Below are 16,750 nucleotides of genomic sequence, written 5' to 3' on the forward strand. Positions count from 1 at the left end.
GGGGTGCGCAAAGAAAAGTAGAGTTGGAGCGTTCGTGCGCCCCAAACATCATTGCTTTGTAAACGGAGGGTGCGTGCTTACACGCACCTCCACCAGTAGTAGGGCGGGGTTCACCCCGCCGCCCGACCTCGCCCTTGCGCCCCATCCTCCAACTCGCGCAAAATCTCGTCGCCCCATTCGGCGCGGATGCGATATTTGGCGCGGTCTTCAACGTCTTCGGGATGGGTGACGAACCGGTTGCCGTCGGCGCCGTCCACCAGCCCGGCGAGTGACGCATGCATGAACGCCCGCAGCACCCGGTTCATGCGGTGTTGATATCCCGGCCCCAGCGCCTTGAAGAACTTCACCATATCGGCGTCGAAACTCGCCATGATCCGGGTGCGCCTGGCGTCCCGCTTATCCATGTCGTGGGCGATGTTGTTCCAGTCATGCGGCATGCCTTTCTGCTTGAACAGGAAGTCATGGATGTCGAACTGGATCATCTCCATCGCGTCCAGGGCGAAGCTGGCATGAAGCCATTCGGACTTGGTCATCTTGGTCAGTTGCTTGGTCATGGGGGCCTCTGTGTGGTCGGCTCTACCCTGCCAAAGCTTGGTTAACGGCCCCTCGCCAGACCGTGCGCCGCGTATGCATGGCTTGTGTATGGAATGTGCGACCTTGACGCGCGCCCCGCTGCCGGGCAAACCCAACCGACGGAGGAGCACCATGTACCAGGCCGCAATCACCGGCAGCGGGGTCTTTACGCCCGCCCAAAGCATCTCAAACGAAGAGCTTGTCGTGGCCTTCAACGCCTATGCCGACCATCAGAATGCCGCTGGCGCCGAGCCGCCGGTGCCCCACTCCTCGGCGGAGTTCATCGTCAACGCTTCCGGCATCAAAAGCCGCTATGTACTTGATAAGTCGGGCGTTCTCGATCCCGAGATCATGCACCCGATCCTGCCCGCGCGCCCCGATGACGCCCCCAGCCAGATGGCCGAAATGGGCGTCGATGCCTGTGAAAAGGCACTGGCCCAAGCGGGGATCGCAGCGGCTGACATTGATGCTGTCATCTGCGCGGCCTCGAACCATGAACGCGCCTATCCCGCAATTGCCATTGAAATTCAACAGCTTATGGGCTGCGGCGGCTTCGCCTTCGACATGAACGTCGCCTGCTCTTCCGCCACGTTTGGGATCCAGGCCGCAGCCGACATGATCAAATCCGGCAGCATTTCCAAGGCCTTAGTCGTGAACCCCGAGATCTGCTCTGCCCACCTAGAGTGGCGTGATCGCGATTGCCACTTCATCTTCGGCGATGTCGCTACTGCCGTCGTGCTGGAACGGAGCGAGACTGCCAAGGGTCCGCACTTCACCATCCGCTCCACCCGGTGCGCCACAGAATTTTCGAATAACATTCGGAACAATAACGGTTTTCTCCGCCGTACCCGGCTCGGCCAGATCGAAGATCGGCGCGACATGCAGTTCATGCAAGAGGGTCGCAAGGTCTTCAAACAAGTCTTGCCGCTGGTCAGCCAGCACATTGCCGACCATATGGCGGATGAAAACCTGCAAGCCACTGATTTAAAACGGCTTTGGCTCCACCAGGCCAACAAAAGCATGAACGATTTCATCGGCAAAAAGGTCCTGGGCCGCACCCCTGAACCCGACGAACAGCCGAACATTCTGCAGGATTATGCCAACACCTCTTCAGCGGGATCGATCATCGCATTCTCCAAGTATTCCAATGACTTGATGCCTGGCGAGATTGGGTTGATATGCTCGTTTGGGGCGGGCTATTCGGTGGGCTCGGTCCTGCTGGAACGTGCCGGTTAACCCTTCCGCAATCGCTTGAAACCGGGATCCGCCGTGAACCTGACGTGAAATGTTTACATTGGGTTAAAAGTGGTTAGGACAGCCTTTGCCATGATTGAGACTGGCATGATATCCTCTGCCAAGGTCACAGGTGTTGGCGGGCTGGAGCGACATTATTCAACCCATTGTTACGAGTGCTGTGGCGGACAAAGCATTGGAGGCTGCTATGTTATTTAGAATTACGCGACCCGGAAATCTAATCTGTGTGGTGAGTGCGCTGGCGATCATTGCGACACCGTTTGGTGCATCAGCGGGCCGAATATGGTCTGCATCAGCGGCAACGCAATACCTGCATAACGGGCCAGAAATCCAATTCGTGGTTGGCTGCGATGATGATGACCAGGACAATGCGCCATCATCAGGACCGGACGTTTCCCCGGGGCAAGGGCAGGGCGCGGAGGAGGAACCTGATTTCCAGGGCGATGAGAGTCTTGTACTCATTCATTCGCCAGAAAAGCTATATTTGGCAAATTGCCCAGATGACGAAACCGCGACTGATCGCCAACTAGGTGCAAAACAAGTCCAAAAGATATTGCGCATTTTGGATGACAATGAAGAGCATTGTAAATCGGTTGCCGATGAATATGTGATTGATTGCCTCGCCAATAATTACGCCCGTGCCGCGCGCCAATTGTCAAAGCGCGGAGAGGCAGGAGAGGTGAGGGAGGCATTCAAACGTGCCTCCCGCAGGTTGAAAAGTATTGTCCGCCAAACCGCCGATACTACGCAACCACAATCCCGGGTGCCGGTACGGACACCCCAGGGCGTCAAGCGCGCGACAAAACGGCTGACACCGGTGAAACCGGAATTGAAAGCAGCCGCATTTGCAGCCGCGACGAAAGTGGTTCAGGAATTGGAAACGGTTCTTTTAACCTCTGCCGAAAATTCCGAACGCCGCCAGACCTATTTTGCAGAGGTTGCTCAGGCGGTAACGGGCGACAAGGTCTTATTGCGCTCGTAAGAGATCAACAGATAAATGCCGATATCGCGCCAGCCTATTGGGGTGTAGTATCGGCTTGCGGCAGACCATCGGTAATTTGGTAATAGTCGCCTTTTTCCGACACGTAGATATGGATATGCATCTGGGTGCCGGATGGTCCGTCAAACACACCCATCGCAACGCCGATCCAATCGATATGCGCCGGTGGATCCCAGAACAGGGTGGATCCGCAGATGCGGCAAAACCCACGACGAACCTTTTCCGATGATTGATACCAACTGACCTGTTCGGCACCGATCACGGTCAAAGCGGCTCGTTTCACATCTGTTGAAACGAAGTAATGCCCTGACGTCTTGCGACATGCCGTGCAATGGCACGCATCGGGTGCGGGAATGTCCCCGTCGACTTGCAACGTTACGGCACCGCACAGGCAGGATCCGTGATGCACCATGGCTCAAATCCCTAGATACGGCTGACCCGCTCATGAACGGCCTGAACATCCTCGACCTTTTCGGAATAGCGATCCGTCAGCATGTCACCGCGCCCGCGGACCATCAGGGTGAACCGCGCCAGTTCCTGCATCACATCAACGATGCGCTCATACTTGGACGATGGTTTCATGCGCCCGTTTTCGAACTCTTTCCAAGCCATCGGCACGGAGGATTGGTTGGGGATTGTCACCATGCGCATCCACCGGCCCAGAATGCGCATCTGGTTGACCGCGTTGAACGATTGCGACCCGCCTGAAACCTGCATCACCGCCAGGGTCTTGCCCTGGGTCGGGCGGATCCCGCCTTTGCAGGATAGAGGGATCCAATCGATCTGGGTTTTCATGATGCCGGTCATCGCGCCGTGCCGTTCGGGGCTGGACCAGACCATCCCTTCGGACCACATGGCCAATTCGCGCAGCTCCACCACCTTTTCATGTTCGGCTGAGGCATCGTCGGGCAGGGGCAGCCCGGACGGATTAAAGAACCGCGTCTCGCAACCCAGATGCCGCAGCACCCGTGCGCCTTCCTCTGCCGCGAACCGGGAATAGCTGCCCTTCCGCAGGGACCCATACAACAGCAGGATGCGCGGCGGGTGACCCGGATCGCCAGGGGCCGCCAATGCGCTGGGATCCAACGGGTCCAGTGCGCCCGCAACAAGGTTTGGCATGTCTTCGATCACGGGGTCTCTCCTATTTCGTCCCGCCAATGGCGACGGCAGAGGGGGACATAGGTCTCATTCCCGCCGATCTGCACCTGCGCGCCGTCACGCATAACCTGGCCGTTTTCATCCTTGCGCACCACCATCGTGGCCTTCTTGCCGCAATAGCAAATCGTACGCAGTTCCCGCATTTCATCCGCCAGGGCCAGCAACGTGGCAGAGCCCGGGAACAGCGCACCCCTGAAATCCACCCGCAAGCCGTAACACATCACCGGCACGCCCAAATCATCAACGGCGCGGGCAAGTTGCCACACCTGATCCGCCCCCAGGAACTGCGCCTCGTCGACGAACACGCAGGCGCAGGGTCCCGCTGCCAATCGCGCCTCGATCCGGGTGAACAGATCATCCCGCGGCAAAAACGTGTCCGCCTCCGCCGTCAGCCCGATCCGGGATCCGATCTGACCCTGTCCCGCGCGATCATCAAACGCTGCGGTCAGCAGATAAGGCTCCATCCCACGCTCGCGGTAATTATACGCGGCCTGCAGCAGGATCGTGGATTTGCCCGCATTCATGGTGGAATAATGGAAATAGAGTTTCGCCATGGAACGGGCCATAGCGCAGGCACGCGGCCAGCTTCAAGCGGCGGGTGGGGGTCGGGTCAGACGGCTGTGGATCATCCGACGCGACCGCAACGAACGGACGGGGCCCGGGGTGTGTGTGCCAAACCCCAACCGCGCGCATCCCATTCCTTGCCCAGGGCCAACCATCCCGTTTCGCCGCCCCAACTGGCGAAACCGGTTCAACCCCCACCTTAGCCAGCCCCCAAAAGGTGCTGGTTTCGCTTTACAATCCCGATCAGGCCGGGATGAATATGATATGGAGCTTGTCTGGCCGACGATCGATGGGAAAAAACCGGCGCGGCTCCCCGTTTTGCGCATCAAGGTTTTAGGGCGTTTTGCATATGGTTGATCACACGGGTTATTTGAAAAAACATACCGAAGCATTGGTCAAGGATGTGGGGCTTGAAGCGTCCTGTGCGCTGACCGGCAAATCCAAAGCCACGCTTGGCCGATACTATTCCGACGCCACCGAACATGCGGACCGCTTCATGCCGGTGGACTCCGTCGCCGTGCTCGAAGCCGCCGCGCGCTACCCCCATGTGACCTCGGCCTTGGCGGAATTGCGGGGGATCACCCTGTCCTATGATCAGGAACGGCGGAATTCGGAATCGCGCGGCGTCAATCAGGACGTGATCACCCTGTCGCAACGGTTTGCCCAGTTGATGGCCGAATATAACCAATCCATCGATGATGGTGTCATTTCGGTGAACGAGGCAAAGCGGATGCTGCGGGAAACCGCCGCGCTGCAACAGATCCTGCTGGAGATGAAGCTCCACCTGGAGGATGAAACGATCTGATCCGCCGTCTTTGGCAATCAGCAACGACACCGGGGCAGGCATGAGGATAGGCAAACAGGTGTCATCGCCACTGAAGGATCGCTTCCCATGCCATTTGCCAAGACATATACCACATTCGATGTCCGCCGCCTGATGCAAAACTCCGAAGGGGCCGCATCGCCTGTGACCGGTGCCGCAGCCCATGCACGCGTTCTGCATGCCGAACAGGCGGGGCCGGGCGGTCCGGGGACGACACCGGCCCAGATGATGCACCGGACCCACAAGAGGCCGGGCGAATCCAACAGCCAGTTCAAGAACCGAGGCGGTGCCGTGCAGACCTCGGCGTTCAAAAACGTCCTGCAGCAATCCGATGCCGTGGCACAGGCCCTGAACTCCCCCCGGGGTCAGGCCGTGATGCGCGTTTTTGACCGCGCCGCCACCCAGGGTCTGCCCCTGCGCGCCATGCTGAAAGTCGGCGGTATTCAGGAGGCCGGTTTCCTCGCCGCGTCTGGTGCGCCCAAGGCCAAAACGGTGCACAAGAACGACGCCACCGTCAGTTCCGGGACGGGTGCCGGGGTGAACATCATCCTTGACCGTGGCCCCAACGCAAACACGTTCGTGGTGCAAACCTGCTACCCGCTCACGGTGTGCCCCGCCAGCAGTTACAAGGTGACAGACCAGGCCTCCCGGGCGGTGATCGAGCAGGGTTAAACCGGATTCGGAACCGGGTCACCTGCGACAAAGGCAGCCAGATTGTCCAGCGCCATCTGCCCCATGGACTGCCGCACCTCCAGCGCGGCGGTCCCCAGATGGGGTAGCAAAACCACGTTTTCCATGGCTTTCAGGGCGTCCGGCACCTTTGGTTCAAATTCATAAACATCCAGACCGGCCCCCGCGATCAGCCCGGTTTCCAGCGCTGTGATCAAGGCCGTCTCATCCACCACATCGCCGCGTGCGATATTCACCAGATGGGCGGTGGGTTTCATCGCCGCCAGCTCGGCCGTTCCGATCAGGTGATGCGTGGCAGGCGTGGCGGGCACGGCTGTCACGACGATATCTGCCGCCCCGCAAACCTCTGCCAGGCTACCCAACTGCCGCGCCGGCAGGCCTGCATCGGCAACGGCAGATCGGTTGAAAAACACAACCTCCATGCCAAATCCGAAATGCGCACGTTTGGCGATCGCCTTGCCGATCCGCCCCATCCCGACAATGCCCAGCACCTTGCCCGACATGTGCAGGCCCAGCATCTGCGTGGGCTGCCAGCCGGTCCACTTGCTGGCGCGGAGCAGCCGTTCCCCCTCACCGGCCCGGCGGCATGTCATCAGCATCAGGGTCAGCGCGATATCCGCTGTTGCATCCGTCACGGCGCCGGGCGTGTTGGTTACCACAAGCCCGGCCGCCTTGGCCGCGGCGACGTCGATATGGTTATAGCCAACCCCGAAATTGGCCAGGATCTTGCAGCGGCCGGGCTCATCCTCGAACGCGGGCGCGCTGAACCCATCCCCCAGGGTTGGCAAAATCGCATCGTAATCGTGCAGCGCGGCGCGCGCCTCCTCTACGGAAAGCGGCTCCTCCCGGTCATTCAGGGTTACGTCATAGGCGGCCCGGGCGGCCTCCAGATTGGCATCCGGCAAGCGGCGCGTGATCAGCAGTTTCGTCATCAGTACATCCTTCCGCCCACGGGCACAGTCTTGTCGGGCCGCAGCAGCACAACCTCTCCATCCTCATCCGGAACCCCCAATACCAGCACCTCCGACATCACGGGGCCGATCTGGCGTGGCGGGAAATTCACCACGGCCAGCACCAATTGCCCGGGCAGATCCTCAGGTGTGTAATGTTTGGTGATTTGGGCTGAGCTCTTTTTCTCTCCAAGCGCCGCGCCGAAATCGATCCACAGCTTGATCGCGGGTTTGCGCGCCTCGGGAAAGGGTTCCGCCCGGCTGATCCGGCCCACGCGGACATCAACCCTGGCAAAGTCATCAAAGGTGATCGTCACTGGCTCAATGCCCGGCTGCGATCCGCGGCAGCCTTGACCGTCCGCACCATCAGCGGTGGCAGGCCCCGATCCGGGTCCATCAATTGCGCCAACCCCGCCGCGGTCGTCCCTTGGGGGGAGGTGACATTGACCCGCAATTGCGCCACCGGTTCCTCCGATAGCCGGGCCAGTTCGCCTGCACCCGCCACCGTCGCCTTGGCCAGTTTCATGGCCAGTGTGGGGGGCAACCCTTCGGCTTCCCCGGCGGCGGCCAGGGCTTCGATCAGGTGAAACACATAGGCCGGGCCGGATCCCGACACCCCGGTGACCGCATCGATCTGTGCCTCGTGGTCCAGCCTCACCACGGTGCCGATTGCTGTTAATAGTTCGGTGGCCATCGAAATATGCGCGTCATCGGCTTTGGCATTTCCAATGATCGCCGTAATCCCGCGCCCGACCGCAGCAGGGGTGTTGGGCATGGCGCGAATGATCGGGGTGTCCGCGCCCAAAATTGCCTCATAGGTCGCGATCGATGTCCCCGCCGCGACCGACAGGAACAGCGTGTCGCCATCACCCAAAGCAGCCAAGGAGGGCAGGGCATCGCCCATCATTTGCGGTTTGACGGCCACCAAAACCAATGCCGGGCTGATCGGCAATGGGCCGTTCACCGATACCCCCGTTCCCTTCACCCAGTCAGATGGTTTGGGGTCCACAACGGTCACCGCCGCTGCCGAAAGCCCATCCGCCAGCCATCCGGCCAACATCGCACTGCCCATCTTGCCGCAACCCAAAAGGACTATGCCGCGCTCTTGCAACTCTGCCCTGTCCATCGCCGTCTCCCGCACTTTTGCGAACGCTAAAACATCGCTCCACAAGTGTCTAACGCGACGAAGCTCTCCACAAAGCCCGCCTCGCATCTCTTTCTTATTGGTAAAAATACTTCGGGGGGGTTGGGGGGCTGGCCCCCCAATCGATCGGATCGCCCTGGCGATCCGAAACACCTCAACAGTCTCATCACGCCGTTTCACAGACCCCCAACAAAACTGTCCCCGCGGGGACAGTTTTGCCGTTTGCTCGATAGATTTGGGTCAGGCGCGGCCGTAGGCCTCCGCAATGGCGACCTGCATGGCATCTTCGACAGTGCGGTCGCCCCAGACAACAAGCTGGATCGCCGGGTAGAACCGTTCCGCTGTCAAAACGGCGGTGCCGATCAGGCTGTCGATCTGTTCGGGGCCCGCCATTTGGCCGCCGGTCAGAACCAGACCATAGCGCCAGACCATCAATTGCTGTTCGCGCCAAAAAGTGAACGCACCGGCCCAGCATGTGTCATTGATCTTGTTGAGGGCCTCGTAGAGTTGGGGCAGTTTTTCTTCCGGCGGCTCCATTTCGAAGGTGCAGATCAGGCGCAACGTCTCGTCATAGCCGGACCAGGCGAGGGTGATGGAGTAGGTCCGCCACTGCGCCTCGACCGCCATGGCGATCTGGTCATCGGCGATACGGTCAAAGTCCCACGAATGGTGCTCTGCCAGATTTTCGACGATATCGATGGGGTGGAGGTCTTCCGTTTCCAGATACTGTTCGGAAAGCGACATGCCCGGCCTCTTTTGGTTGAGCGATGGCAATTTGTTGACCTACCACCACTGGGTGCCTGCTCAAGGTCCGGCAGGGGCTCCCGCCGCCCTTACTAGATATGGTGACTATGCACCGCCTTCGTGTAAAGAGGAATTTTGTGAATCTCCGATGAATGACCCCAAGATATGGGGTTATCCCCAACTATATTGTGGGACTGCCTGTCTTGGCAGCAGTCCCGGTCAAAATCATGCGGCCACCTTGGCCATTCCGGGCAGCCGATCACCGGGTACCATCCGGTATCCCTGGCCCCAGGCGGTTTGGATCATGTCGGGCTTGCCACCTGCGGCGGCCAGTTTCTGGCGGATACGACAAAGGTATACTGTTACCACACCAACATCGGGCTCGTTCTTCCAGGCATAGAGTTGGTCCATGATGTTTTCGACAGAGACCGTCATGCCGGGATGCAAGGCCATCATCTCGATGACTTCGTATTCCAGCCGCGCCAACGGCACTTCGGTTTGCCCGACATGGACGACGCGGGCGCACATGTCGATGGTGGCGCCATGGATCGTCACGACCGGGCAGGTGAGCCCGGCATTGCGAACGACCAGGGCGCGGAGTCGGGCCGCGACCTCCTGAATCGAGGTGCCGGAATGAAACACCGTATCGGCGCCTGCGCGAAAAACCTCTGCCAGCGCGTCTTGATCCGCCTCCGGCGCCATCACCGCCATGGGAATGTTCGGGGCATGACGGCGGATCCGGCTGACGATCTTGTCGGCCTTCCAGCCGGTGCGGTCATAGTCCAGGATAATCGCATCCTGCCGACCGAGGGTGATGAAATCAAAGAAAGCCTCTTCGGTATCGGCTTGGGTCAGTAGAAAGCCCGATTTCAAAAGGTCCTGCGACAGGGGCATGGTCGTCCAGGTGGTGTCTGCGATCAGAATGCGCATAGGCGGGCTCCTGCGGGGCGTGCGTCAGACCGCCGGCCGAGGAAGCAGCAAGGGCAAAGCCAAGCCGCTGCGCGTCAGGGTGGGTCGACTGATTTTGTGGGAATGCGGCCTTCTGACCGGTCAGGCACCCGGGAAAACCGTAGGGCGCGTTACCACCACGTTATGCCGGTTAGGTAAGCCAGCCGTTAACGGCTGGGACCAATTTCTTAACAATTGGAGCTATCTCGGGATGGCGCTCGGCGGGACCGCTTCGACCGACCCGACACCGATGACCGACACCGCCTAACCCTTGGCCGCGGCTTCCAGCGCGTCGATCCGGGCCTTCAACGCCTCATTCTCTTCACGCGCCTTCTGTGCCATGATGCGGGCTGCGTCGAACTCTTCCCGCGTGACGAAATCGCGATCCGCCAACCAACGGTCCATCATCGACTTCATCGCGTTCTCGGCTTCTTCCTTGGCCCCCTGCGCCACGCCCATGGCATTGGTCATCAACTGGGACATGTCGTCGAAAAACTTGTTGCGGCTCTGCATGGTGGCGACCTCTCGTTACACTTGACATATATATGGGTGCCAACGTGCGGCGGCTCAAGGTTGACTTCGCCGCAGCAGGTCAGCAAGAGCGCGGATATGCAGGCATTTCTCATTCCCTTTCCCGAGATCCATCCCGAGATTTTCTCTGTCACGCTCTTTGGCATCGATCTGGCCCTGCGCTGGTACGCGGTTGCCTATATCGTGGGGATCTTGCTTGGCTGGTGGATCGCGATCCGGGTCGTGGCGCGCCCCCATCTGTGGCGCGACGATGCCCCGCCGATGACGAAGGCGCAGATCGAGGATCTGCTGACATGGGTGATCCTGGGTGTCGTTCTGGGCGGGCGACTGGGTTTCGTGCTGTTTTACAGGCCGCTTCACTACCTGGCCAACCCGGTCGAGGTTCTGTTGATCTGGGAAGGCGGCATGGCCTTCCATGGTGGGCTGATCGGCGTGATCGTGGCTGTCTATCTGTTCACCCGAAAATACGCGATCACTCAGTTGAGTGCGGCGGATGTGCTGGCCATCGCCACACCGCCGGGCCTGATGTTCGGGCGTATCGCAAATTTCGTGAATGCCGAATTGTGGGGCCGACCGACCGATATTGTCTGGGCAATGAAGTTTCCCACCATGTGCGTCGAACCGGCCCGGCAGGGATGTCTGGCGGCGGGCGAGTGGTTCTATTACGGCGACGAAATCGCGCGCCACCCGTCGCAGATCTATCAGGCGGGTCTGGAAGGGCTGGCCCTGGGACTTGTCCTGTTATGGCTGGCCCTGCGGCGCGGCGCGTTCAAGACGCCGGGCCTGATCGCGGGAACGTTCTTTGCCGGTTACGGCATCGCACGGTTCATTGTCGAGTTCTTTAGGGGAGCTGATCCACAATTCATGTCAGACGACAATCCGATCGGATTCATCATCGGATCTGGAAATTTTGGGATCACCATGGGCCAACTTCTTTCCCTGCCAATGCTGTTTATTGGTGTCGCCATGATCCTTTGGGTCAGGCGGCGCGTATGACAGATCTGGAGTGTCACCTCAAACAGCGGATCGCAGTGTCGGGGCCGATGACTGTGGCCGACTATATGAGCGAATGTCTGATGCATCCCGAACATGGCTATTACAGCACGCGCGATCCGTTCGGGGTTGGGGGGGATTTCACCACGGCGCCCGAGATCAGCCAGATGTTCGGCGAATTCGTGGGCCTGTCCCTGGCGCAATCCTGGATCGATCAGGGGGCGCCGGGCGCGTTCGTTCTGGCCGAGCTGGGGCCGGGGCGCGGCACGCTGATGGCCGATATCTTGCGGGCCGCGGCCAGTGTTCCCGGTTTTGTCGAGGCCGCACAGGTTGCGCTGGTCGAGACCAGCCCAGCCCTGCGCACCCAGCAGCGCGACCGGTTGGGCGATGACGTGATCTGGGTCGATATGATCGACCAGCTTCCGGGCGGCCCGCTGTTTCTGGTGGCGAATGAGTTTTTCGATGCCTTGCCGATCCGCCAGTTCGTGCGCGATGCCGAGGCGTGGCGCGAGCGGGTCGTGACCGTTACCGACGGGGCACTTGGCTTTGGACTGTCGCAGCCTGTGCGGCTGGGCGCGCTGGAGGGGCGGTTTTTCGATACGGCACCGGGCGGCCTGGTGGAGATCTGTCCGGCGGCCAATCCGATCATGTCGTATCTGGGGACGCGGATCCTGGCGGAAGGGGGCGCGGCGCTGATCATCGATTACGGGGATGTGCGGTCTGGCGGCGATACATTGCAGGCTATCCACCGGCATGAATATTCCGGCGTTTTCGACAATCCCGGCAATGCGGATTTGACCGCCCATGTGGATTTCGGCGCCTTGGCCGAAGCCACCCCGGCCCACTGTTATGGCCCTGTGACGCAGGGCATATGGCTGGAGCGTCTGGGGATCACGGCCCGGGCGCGCAAATTGGCGCGTCAGCTGGAAGGGCATGCATTTGAAAGCCATATCGCCGCACATCGGCGCTTGACCCACCCCGAAGAAATGGGAACCCTGTTCAAGACGCTTGGTGTTTTGCCATTCGATGCGCCGCCGCCCCCTGGATTTACCCAATGACGCTTGAGATTCTGACCTCTGACGCGCTTGCCCCCTTACGCCATGGTTTTTTCACGCGGCATGGCGGTGCGTCGTCAGGTATCTTCAGCGGGTTGAATTGCGGGATCGGGTCCAGTGATCAGGCAGATGTGGTGGCGATCAACCGGGACCGTGTCGCCCATGCCATGGGGGTGGAGCGCGATGCGCTGATCACCATGGGGCAGGTCCATTCAACGCGCGTGGCCACCGTCAGCACCCCGGCCCCGGAACGGGTGGAGGCCGACGGCATTGTAACGGCCACGCCGGGCCTTGCCGTCGCGGTGCTGACGGCCGATTGCATGCCCGTCCTGTTCGCGGATCGCCAGGCGGGGGTGGTTGGGGTGGCCCATGCCGGGTGGCGCGGGGCCTTGGACGGCATTCTGGAGCGAACGGTTGACGCAATGCGCGCGCTGGGCGCCCGGGCCGGACAGATCGCCGCCGTGATCGGCCCGTCGATCAGCCAGCGTGCCTATGAGGTCGGGCCGGAATTCATGGAGCGGTTCATCGATGATGACCCGGATAACACACGCTTTTTCGCGGGTGGGGCCAGTGACAGGGTGCATTTCGATCTGACAGGGTATGGCCTACAAAAACTGCGCTGTCACGGGGTTGGCCATGCGGAGTGGACCCGGCATTGCACCTATGCCGAGGGCGAGCGGTTTTATTCATACCGGCGCTCTGTCCATCGTGGTGAGGCCGACTATGGTCGTCACATCTCCGTTATTCGGCTTTGATCCACCGAAACATGTTACGGTCGGTCGGGTGTTTGTCTGCAGTTGATTGCTGTACCTTGATGGCAGGCCAGGCTGAGTTTTTCGTGCGTTCTGAATGCGTTATTCCAACGGCAGCATATTGTTAGCCAGTTGTTAACTGTCTTGTCAGAAGCGACGTTTGCTGTAGTCTGTGACGATTGTCTGCTTTTTGGCATCCAAAAGCTTTGACATCTGTGGCGGTTTTGAGGCAGAACAAATACACGATGTTCTTTTGGCCCATCGGGTCGATGGCATGATCGCGCGAAAAGACGTGATATCATGCGACCAATGTAACTGATGGCGGCCTCCTGTCAGTTACACACGCTCTTACAAGGGCGGCCCTGCACCACTTGGATCAGTGGATGCGCAAGGGCCGCCCTTAGATTTTCCGGGCCTTGCTTTTTTGGCCGCAATGTACATCGGCGAAAACCGACGGCGTTATGCCGTTTCGTCATCTGCCTGGGGTTCCAGCGCAAGGGCGGCTGGCGCAACCTCAAGATCCGCGGTGGATAGAGGGGCCGTGGGTTTGCTGAGCCGGTAGCGTGTGACCCAGATCAGCTTTTCCTCTGCACGGGTGATTGCGACATAGGCCAGCCGTTTCCACAGTGGCTGCCCGGCCTCGTTGCGCCCGGATCGTGCGGCTGCGTAAAGGTCGGGGCCAAAGACCTGCACCGTGGGCCATTGGCTGCCTTGCGCCTTGTGGATCGTGACGGCGGCACCGTGCAGGAAAGCCGCACCCATATGGGCCGCGAAGGGGATGAAGGGCTCTTCCTCATCCGGCATCTCGATCTTGATGATCGAGGCCGCACCAACCTGCGGATCCTCGGCCCCCATCACATGGAGGCGCGAAAAGCCTGGCTTGCTGCCGGGTCGCATATAGATGACCTGCGCCCCCTTGATCAGGCCGCGCGCCTCAAGGTCCAAACGTTTCTTGCGGTGTTTGAGGGGCAGTTCAAGGCCATCGCAGATCAGCGGCTCCCCCGGCAGCAGCGCATCCGGCGGCGCATCATAGGCCGCCCGAAAGGCGTGGATCAGGCGGATGCGGGTTGCGTTGCGCCAAACCAGCACCGGAGAGCGCGCCATCAGGTCGGATGTCACGCGGCCCGCATATTCGACCCGTTCATCCCGCCGCGCCGCGTCTTCGATCATGCGTTCGAATTGCTGAAATTCCAGCTCAGGATCTGCCAGGGCATGGGCCAGATCCAGGATCGGGTTATCCTCGGCCTGCCTGTGAACGCGGCTCAACACCATCTTGCGAGGGTCGGGCAGCTTGTCAAAGACCATGCCGCCGGATTGGTTCACCGGCGCCAGCTGGGCCGGATCACCGAACAACAGCAGGGTCGGGAAGATCTCTTTGAGGTCTTCATATTGCCGCTCATCCAGCATCGACGCCTCGTCAATCAGACCCACATCAAGGGGATCCTCGCGGCGTTTCCAACCGGTGATGAAGTCACTTCCCCGTAGCCCCGCACTGGCCAGTGCCCCGGGGATCGATTTGTTGGTCTGATAAAACGCCATGGCGCGGTCCAGGGCCTGGTCGGTCAGCCCTTCGATCTCGGGTCGGGGCCCTTGGCCTGCCAGCCATTCCGCGATCTTTTCGTATTCGGGGTCATAGACGGGGGTGTAAAGGATCCGGTGGATCGTCGTGGCTGCCACGCCGCGATTGCGCAACACGCTGGCCGCCTTGTTCGTGGGGGCCAGAATGGCCAATGTGCGGCGATCCTTGCGCCGCCGACCTTCCCAATCGCCCGAAATCAGTTCGACACCGATCTGTTGCAGCGCATCGGCCAGGTGGGCCAAAAGCAACGTCTTGCCAGATCCGGCCTTGCCGATCACAGCCAGAACGCTTGAGGTGTCATCGCGGGGTGGGGTCAAAAGCTCGTCGGTCAGGTTGATCCCGGCCTGGGCGAGCGCCTGGCTGGCCTTGTCAAAGGCCTCTGCCTGATCGTCGGAGAAGGGTAGGGTCGGTACCAGCATGGCCCGACCCTACGGTCTGCGCCCCCTCATCACCAGCACGTTTCGCTGGCCGTAGGGTTATGCGATCTCTGCAAGGCGGGGTTTCGCACGGGGACCAAAGGAACGCTCGACCCACTGCAGGGACATATCCCGGGTGACGCCAACGCGCTTGAGCGTCCGGGGCCAAGCCGCCTGGTTCATTTCCCACAGGCCCACGCCGATTTGCTCGCGACCTTCGCCTTTGGTGCCGATGACATCGGGCTCGACGCCGTAGAGGCGATAGATGCGTTCCATACGTGGGTCAAAGACCCCAACGAAGTGGTCGAGGTGGAAGTTGGCCATGATCTCACCAGCGCCCAGAACCAGACCGGCGGAGACGCGGCGATCGGCGGTGGGCGAAAGGCAGAACCGGGTGCATTCCCAGATGAACGGGCTTTCGATGCGTACACCGTCGGTCAAGTGGATGAAGTGATCATTCACCATGGTCTGACCAATGGTGGGAAGAAACCGCATGGACCCGCCATGGGTGCCGTCTTCTTGTTCCCAGATGACGTAAAGCGGGTTCAACGCGTCATATTCGTCGCGCTCTTCCCCTTTGTCATTCACACTGACATCCCAGCCAAGACGGTTCTTGAACTGCTCGGCGCGGTCACGAAACATGGTGTCGCGCAGAACGGGAAAACGGGCGAGATCGGTGGCATAAACGTAACGGAGCATAGGGTAGGACCTTCCTAGATTAAGTTGTCTGGAAGGTTAGGGTGTGACGGTATTCAGACCCCTATCAAGGGGAACGTTATGTTGACACTTCTTTTACCCAATTATGCCGCGATTCGCGTCAGAGTTGCAATTACTTTAGACAACAATTAACCCCCGGCTGAGCGCGCGCGCAACCGCATGGGTCGTATTCATGGCCCCCAGTTTGTGCCTGGCGGCCTCGATATAAACGCGCAGGGTATGCTCTGAGATCTGCATCTCATCGGCGGTCTGCGCGCGGCTCAGGCCCTTCGCAAGCAATGTCATGGCGCTGAGTTCGCGCGGCGACAGATTTGCGGCTGACTGCTGCTCCGTGCCCTTTTCAAATTCGAGGGCCTTTTTATTAAATTCGTGGGCAATAAGGATAAGATCGCGGGAATTCGTCTCGATAAAATCTGCCCAAACTTCGTCAGGGCACGTATCTGTCACCGTGAAGAGGGCAAATTGACCCTGCGGTCCCCGGATCGGTATCGTGAGACCTTGATTGCCGATGCCAAAGGATATGGCCTCACGGAAAAAGGATTTAGCCGCCTTGGTCGACCAATCCAGTTGTTTCCAGTCGACGGGATGGAACCGTTGAAAACAACCGATGATGACCGGATCCATGCGGAGATAGTCTTTCTCCACATACCGGTCGACCCATTCCTGACTGTATGTACCGGCGCCAAAACGTTCTCCAACGCTGTTAACCCAATGGTAAACCACATGGGTGACAGCATAGTGCTCGCGAAGCGATTCAGTCGTGATTTGCAGATCTTCAAGCGTTATCGCCTGCTGCAATCGCTGAATAAGCTCCTCGAGGTTTGGATGCATTCTCTAGCGGTCCGTCCGTAACAGCGTT

At 59.9% G+C, this 16,750-nt stretch carries 20 protein-coding genes; 7 read left to right on the top strand and 13 right to left on the bottom strand.

The features are described 5' to 3' along the window. Window positions 1-110 precede the first annotated feature (110 nt). Complete coding sequence (locus tag IU397_RS02735) at window positions 111-554, bottom strand: BrnA antitoxin family protein (RefSeq protein WP_204410381.1); 444 nt, start codon at window positions 552-554, stop codon at window positions 111-113. A 151-nt stretch (window positions 555-705) separates the two neighbouring features. Here IU397_RS02735 and IU397_RS02740 point away from each other — a divergent pair, with 151 nt between their 5' ends. Continuing rightward, window positions 706-1,809 (top strand): beta-ketoacyl-ACP synthase III, encoded by a 1,104-nt coding sequence (locus IU397_RS02740; RefSeq protein WP_204410383.1) that lies wholly within the window; start codon window positions 706-708, stop codon window positions 1,807-1,809. A gap of 133 nt (window positions 1,810-1,942) precedes the next feature. Continuing rightward, window positions 1,943-2,809 (top strand): hypothetical protein, encoded by an 867-nt coding sequence (locus IU397_RS02745; protein ID WP_204410385.1) that lies wholly within the window; start codon window positions 1,943-1,945, stop codon window positions 2,807-2,809. 34 nt (window positions 2,810-2,843) lie between these two features. Here IU397_RS02745 and IU397_RS02750 read toward each other — a convergent pair whose 3' ends face one another. From IU397_RS02750 to IU397_RS02760, 3 genes are read right to left on the bottom strand one after another with little or no spacing between them, the layout of a single operon-like run. After that, on the bottom strand, window positions 2,844-3,239 hold the full coding sequence (locus IU397_RS02750; RefSeq protein WP_204410387.1) for a GFA family protein: 396 nt from the start codon (window positions 3,237-3,239) through the stop codon (window positions 2,844-2,846). Between the two features lie 11 nt (window positions 3,240-3,250). After that, window positions 3,251-3,946 (bottom strand): arsenical resistance protein ArsH, encoded by a 696-nt coding sequence (gene arsH, locus IU397_RS02755; protein ID WP_204410604.1) that lies wholly within the window; start codon window positions 3,944-3,946, stop codon window positions 3,251-3,253. Window positions 3,947-3,954: 8 nt separating this feature from the next. Continuing rightward, a complete protein-coding gene (locus tag IU397_RS02760) occupies window positions 3,955-4,539 on the bottom strand; it encodes a thymidine kinase (RefSeq protein ID WP_204410389.1) in 585 nt (194 codons plus the stop codon). Between the two features lie 359 nt (window positions 4,540-4,898). Here IU397_RS02760 and IU397_RS02765 point away from each other — a divergent pair, with 359 nt between their 5' ends. Continuing rightward, window positions 4,899-5,354 carry a hypothetical protein gene (locus IU397_RS02765; protein WP_204410391.1) on the top strand — a complete coding sequence of 152 codons (456 nt, stop codon included), beginning with the start codon at window positions 4,899-4,901 and terminating at the stop codon, window positions 5,352-5,354. Window positions 5,355-5,441: 87 nt separating this feature from the next. Next, the gene (locus IU397_RS02770; protein WP_204410394.1) at window positions 5,442-6,044 is read left to right on the top strand and encodes a hypothetical protein; all 603 of its coding nucleotides are present in this window, start codon (window positions 5,442-5,444) and stop codon (window positions 6,042-6,044) included. Here IU397_RS02770 and IU397_RS02775 read toward each other — a convergent pair. The 6 genes from IU397_RS02775 to IU397_RS02800 form a co-directional block, all read right to left on the bottom strand. Further along, window positions 6,041-6,994, bottom strand: coding sequence for a D-glycerate dehydrogenase (locus tag IU397_RS02775; RefSeq protein ID WP_204410396.1), 954 nt, complete (start codon window positions 6,992-6,994; stop codon window positions 6,041-6,043). The two genes, IU397_RS02770 and IU397_RS02775, sit on opposite strands and share 4 nt — an antisense overlap. Further along, window positions 6,994-7,329 carry a tRNA-binding protein gene (locus IU397_RS02780; RefSeq protein WP_370541596.1) on the bottom strand — a complete coding sequence of 112 codons (336 nt, stop codon included), beginning with the start codon at window positions 7,327-7,329 and terminating at the stop codon, window positions 6,994-6,996. The genes IU397_RS02775 and IU397_RS02780 overlap by 1 nt, the downstream gene beginning before the upstream one ends. Further along, window positions 7,326-8,138: a pyrroline-5-carboxylate reductase gene (proC, locus tag IU397_RS02785; RefSeq protein WP_204410398.1), complete on the bottom strand. Its 813-nt coding sequence runs from the start codon at window positions 8,136-8,138 to the stop codon at window positions 7,326-7,328. The genes IU397_RS02780 and proC overlap by 4 nt, the downstream gene beginning before the upstream one ends. A 258-nt stretch (window positions 8,139-8,396) precedes the next feature. Continuing rightward, window positions 8,397-8,900 carry a YbjN domain-containing protein gene (locus IU397_RS02790; RefSeq protein WP_204410400.1) on the bottom strand — a complete coding sequence of 168 codons (504 nt, stop codon included), beginning with the start codon at window positions 8,898-8,900 and terminating at the stop codon, window positions 8,397-8,399. A 225-nt stretch (window positions 8,901-9,125) separates the two neighbouring features. Further along, complete coding sequence (locus tag IU397_RS02795; RefSeq protein WP_204410402.1) at window positions 9,126-9,830, bottom strand: response regulator transcription factor; 705 nt, start codon at window positions 9,828-9,830, stop codon at window positions 9,126-9,128. 282 nt (window positions 9,831-10,112) lie between these two features. Then, window positions 10,113-10,361 (bottom strand): accessory factor UbiK family protein, encoded by a 249-nt coding sequence (locus tag IU397_RS02800; RefSeq protein WP_204410405.1) that lies wholly within the window; start codon window positions 10,359-10,361, stop codon window positions 10,113-10,115. Between the two features lie 96 nt (window positions 10,362-10,457). Between IU397_RS02800 and lgt the strand changes: the two genes are divergently transcribed. From lgt to pgeF, 3 genes are read left to right on the top strand one after another with little or no spacing between them, the layout of a single operon-like run. Next, window positions 10,458-11,375 carry a prolipoprotein diacylglyceryl transferase gene (gene lgt / locus IU397_RS02805; RefSeq protein ID WP_204410407.1) on the top strand — a complete coding sequence of 306 codons (918 nt, stop codon included), beginning with the start codon at window positions 10,458-10,460 and terminating at the stop codon, window positions 11,373-11,375. Continuing rightward, window positions 11,372-12,430, top strand: coding sequence for a class I SAM-dependent methyltransferase (locus tag IU397_RS02810; protein ID WP_204410409.1), 1,059 nt, complete (start codon window positions 11,372-11,374; stop codon window positions 12,428-12,430). The genes lgt and IU397_RS02810 overlap by 4 nt, the downstream gene beginning before the upstream one ends. Next, the gene (gene pgeF / locus IU397_RS02815; protein WP_204410412.1) at window positions 12,427-13,182 is read left to right on the top strand and encodes a peptidoglycan editing factor PgeF; all 756 of its coding nucleotides are present in this window, start codon (window positions 12,427-12,429) and stop codon (window positions 13,180-13,182) included. The genes IU397_RS02810 and pgeF overlap by 4 nt, the downstream gene beginning before the upstream one ends. 456 nt (window positions 13,183-13,638) lie before the next feature. Here pgeF and IU397_RS02820 read toward each other — a convergent pair whose 3' ends face one another. The 3 genes from IU397_RS02820 to IU397_RS02830 form a co-directional block, all read right to left on the bottom strand. Beyond that, window positions 13,639-15,177, bottom strand: a complete 1,539-nt coding sequence (locus tag IU397_RS02820) for an AAA family ATPase (protein WP_204410414.1) — start codon at window positions 15,175-15,177, stop codon at window positions 13,639-13,641. Window positions 15,178-15,234: 57 nt separating this feature from the next. Then, window positions 15,235-15,873: an acyl-homoserine-lactone synthase gene (locus IU397_RS02825; RefSeq protein WP_204410417.1), complete on the bottom strand. Its 639-nt coding sequence runs from the start codon at window positions 15,871-15,873 to the stop codon at window positions 15,235-15,237. A gap of 135 nt (window positions 15,874-16,008) precedes the next feature. Next, entirely contained in the window at window positions 16,009-16,722 is a 714-nt protein-coding gene (locus IU397_RS02830) for a LuxR family transcriptional regulator (RefSeq protein ID WP_204410419.1), read from the bottom strand. Window positions 16,723-16,750 lie beyond the last annotated feature (28 nt).

The sequence above is a fragment of the Actibacterium sp. 188UL27-1 genome, from assembly GCF_016901225.1.
In the GTDB taxonomy this organism is placed as follows: Bacteria; Pseudomonadota; Alphaproteobacteria; order Rhodobacterales; family Rhodobacteraceae; genus 188UL27-1.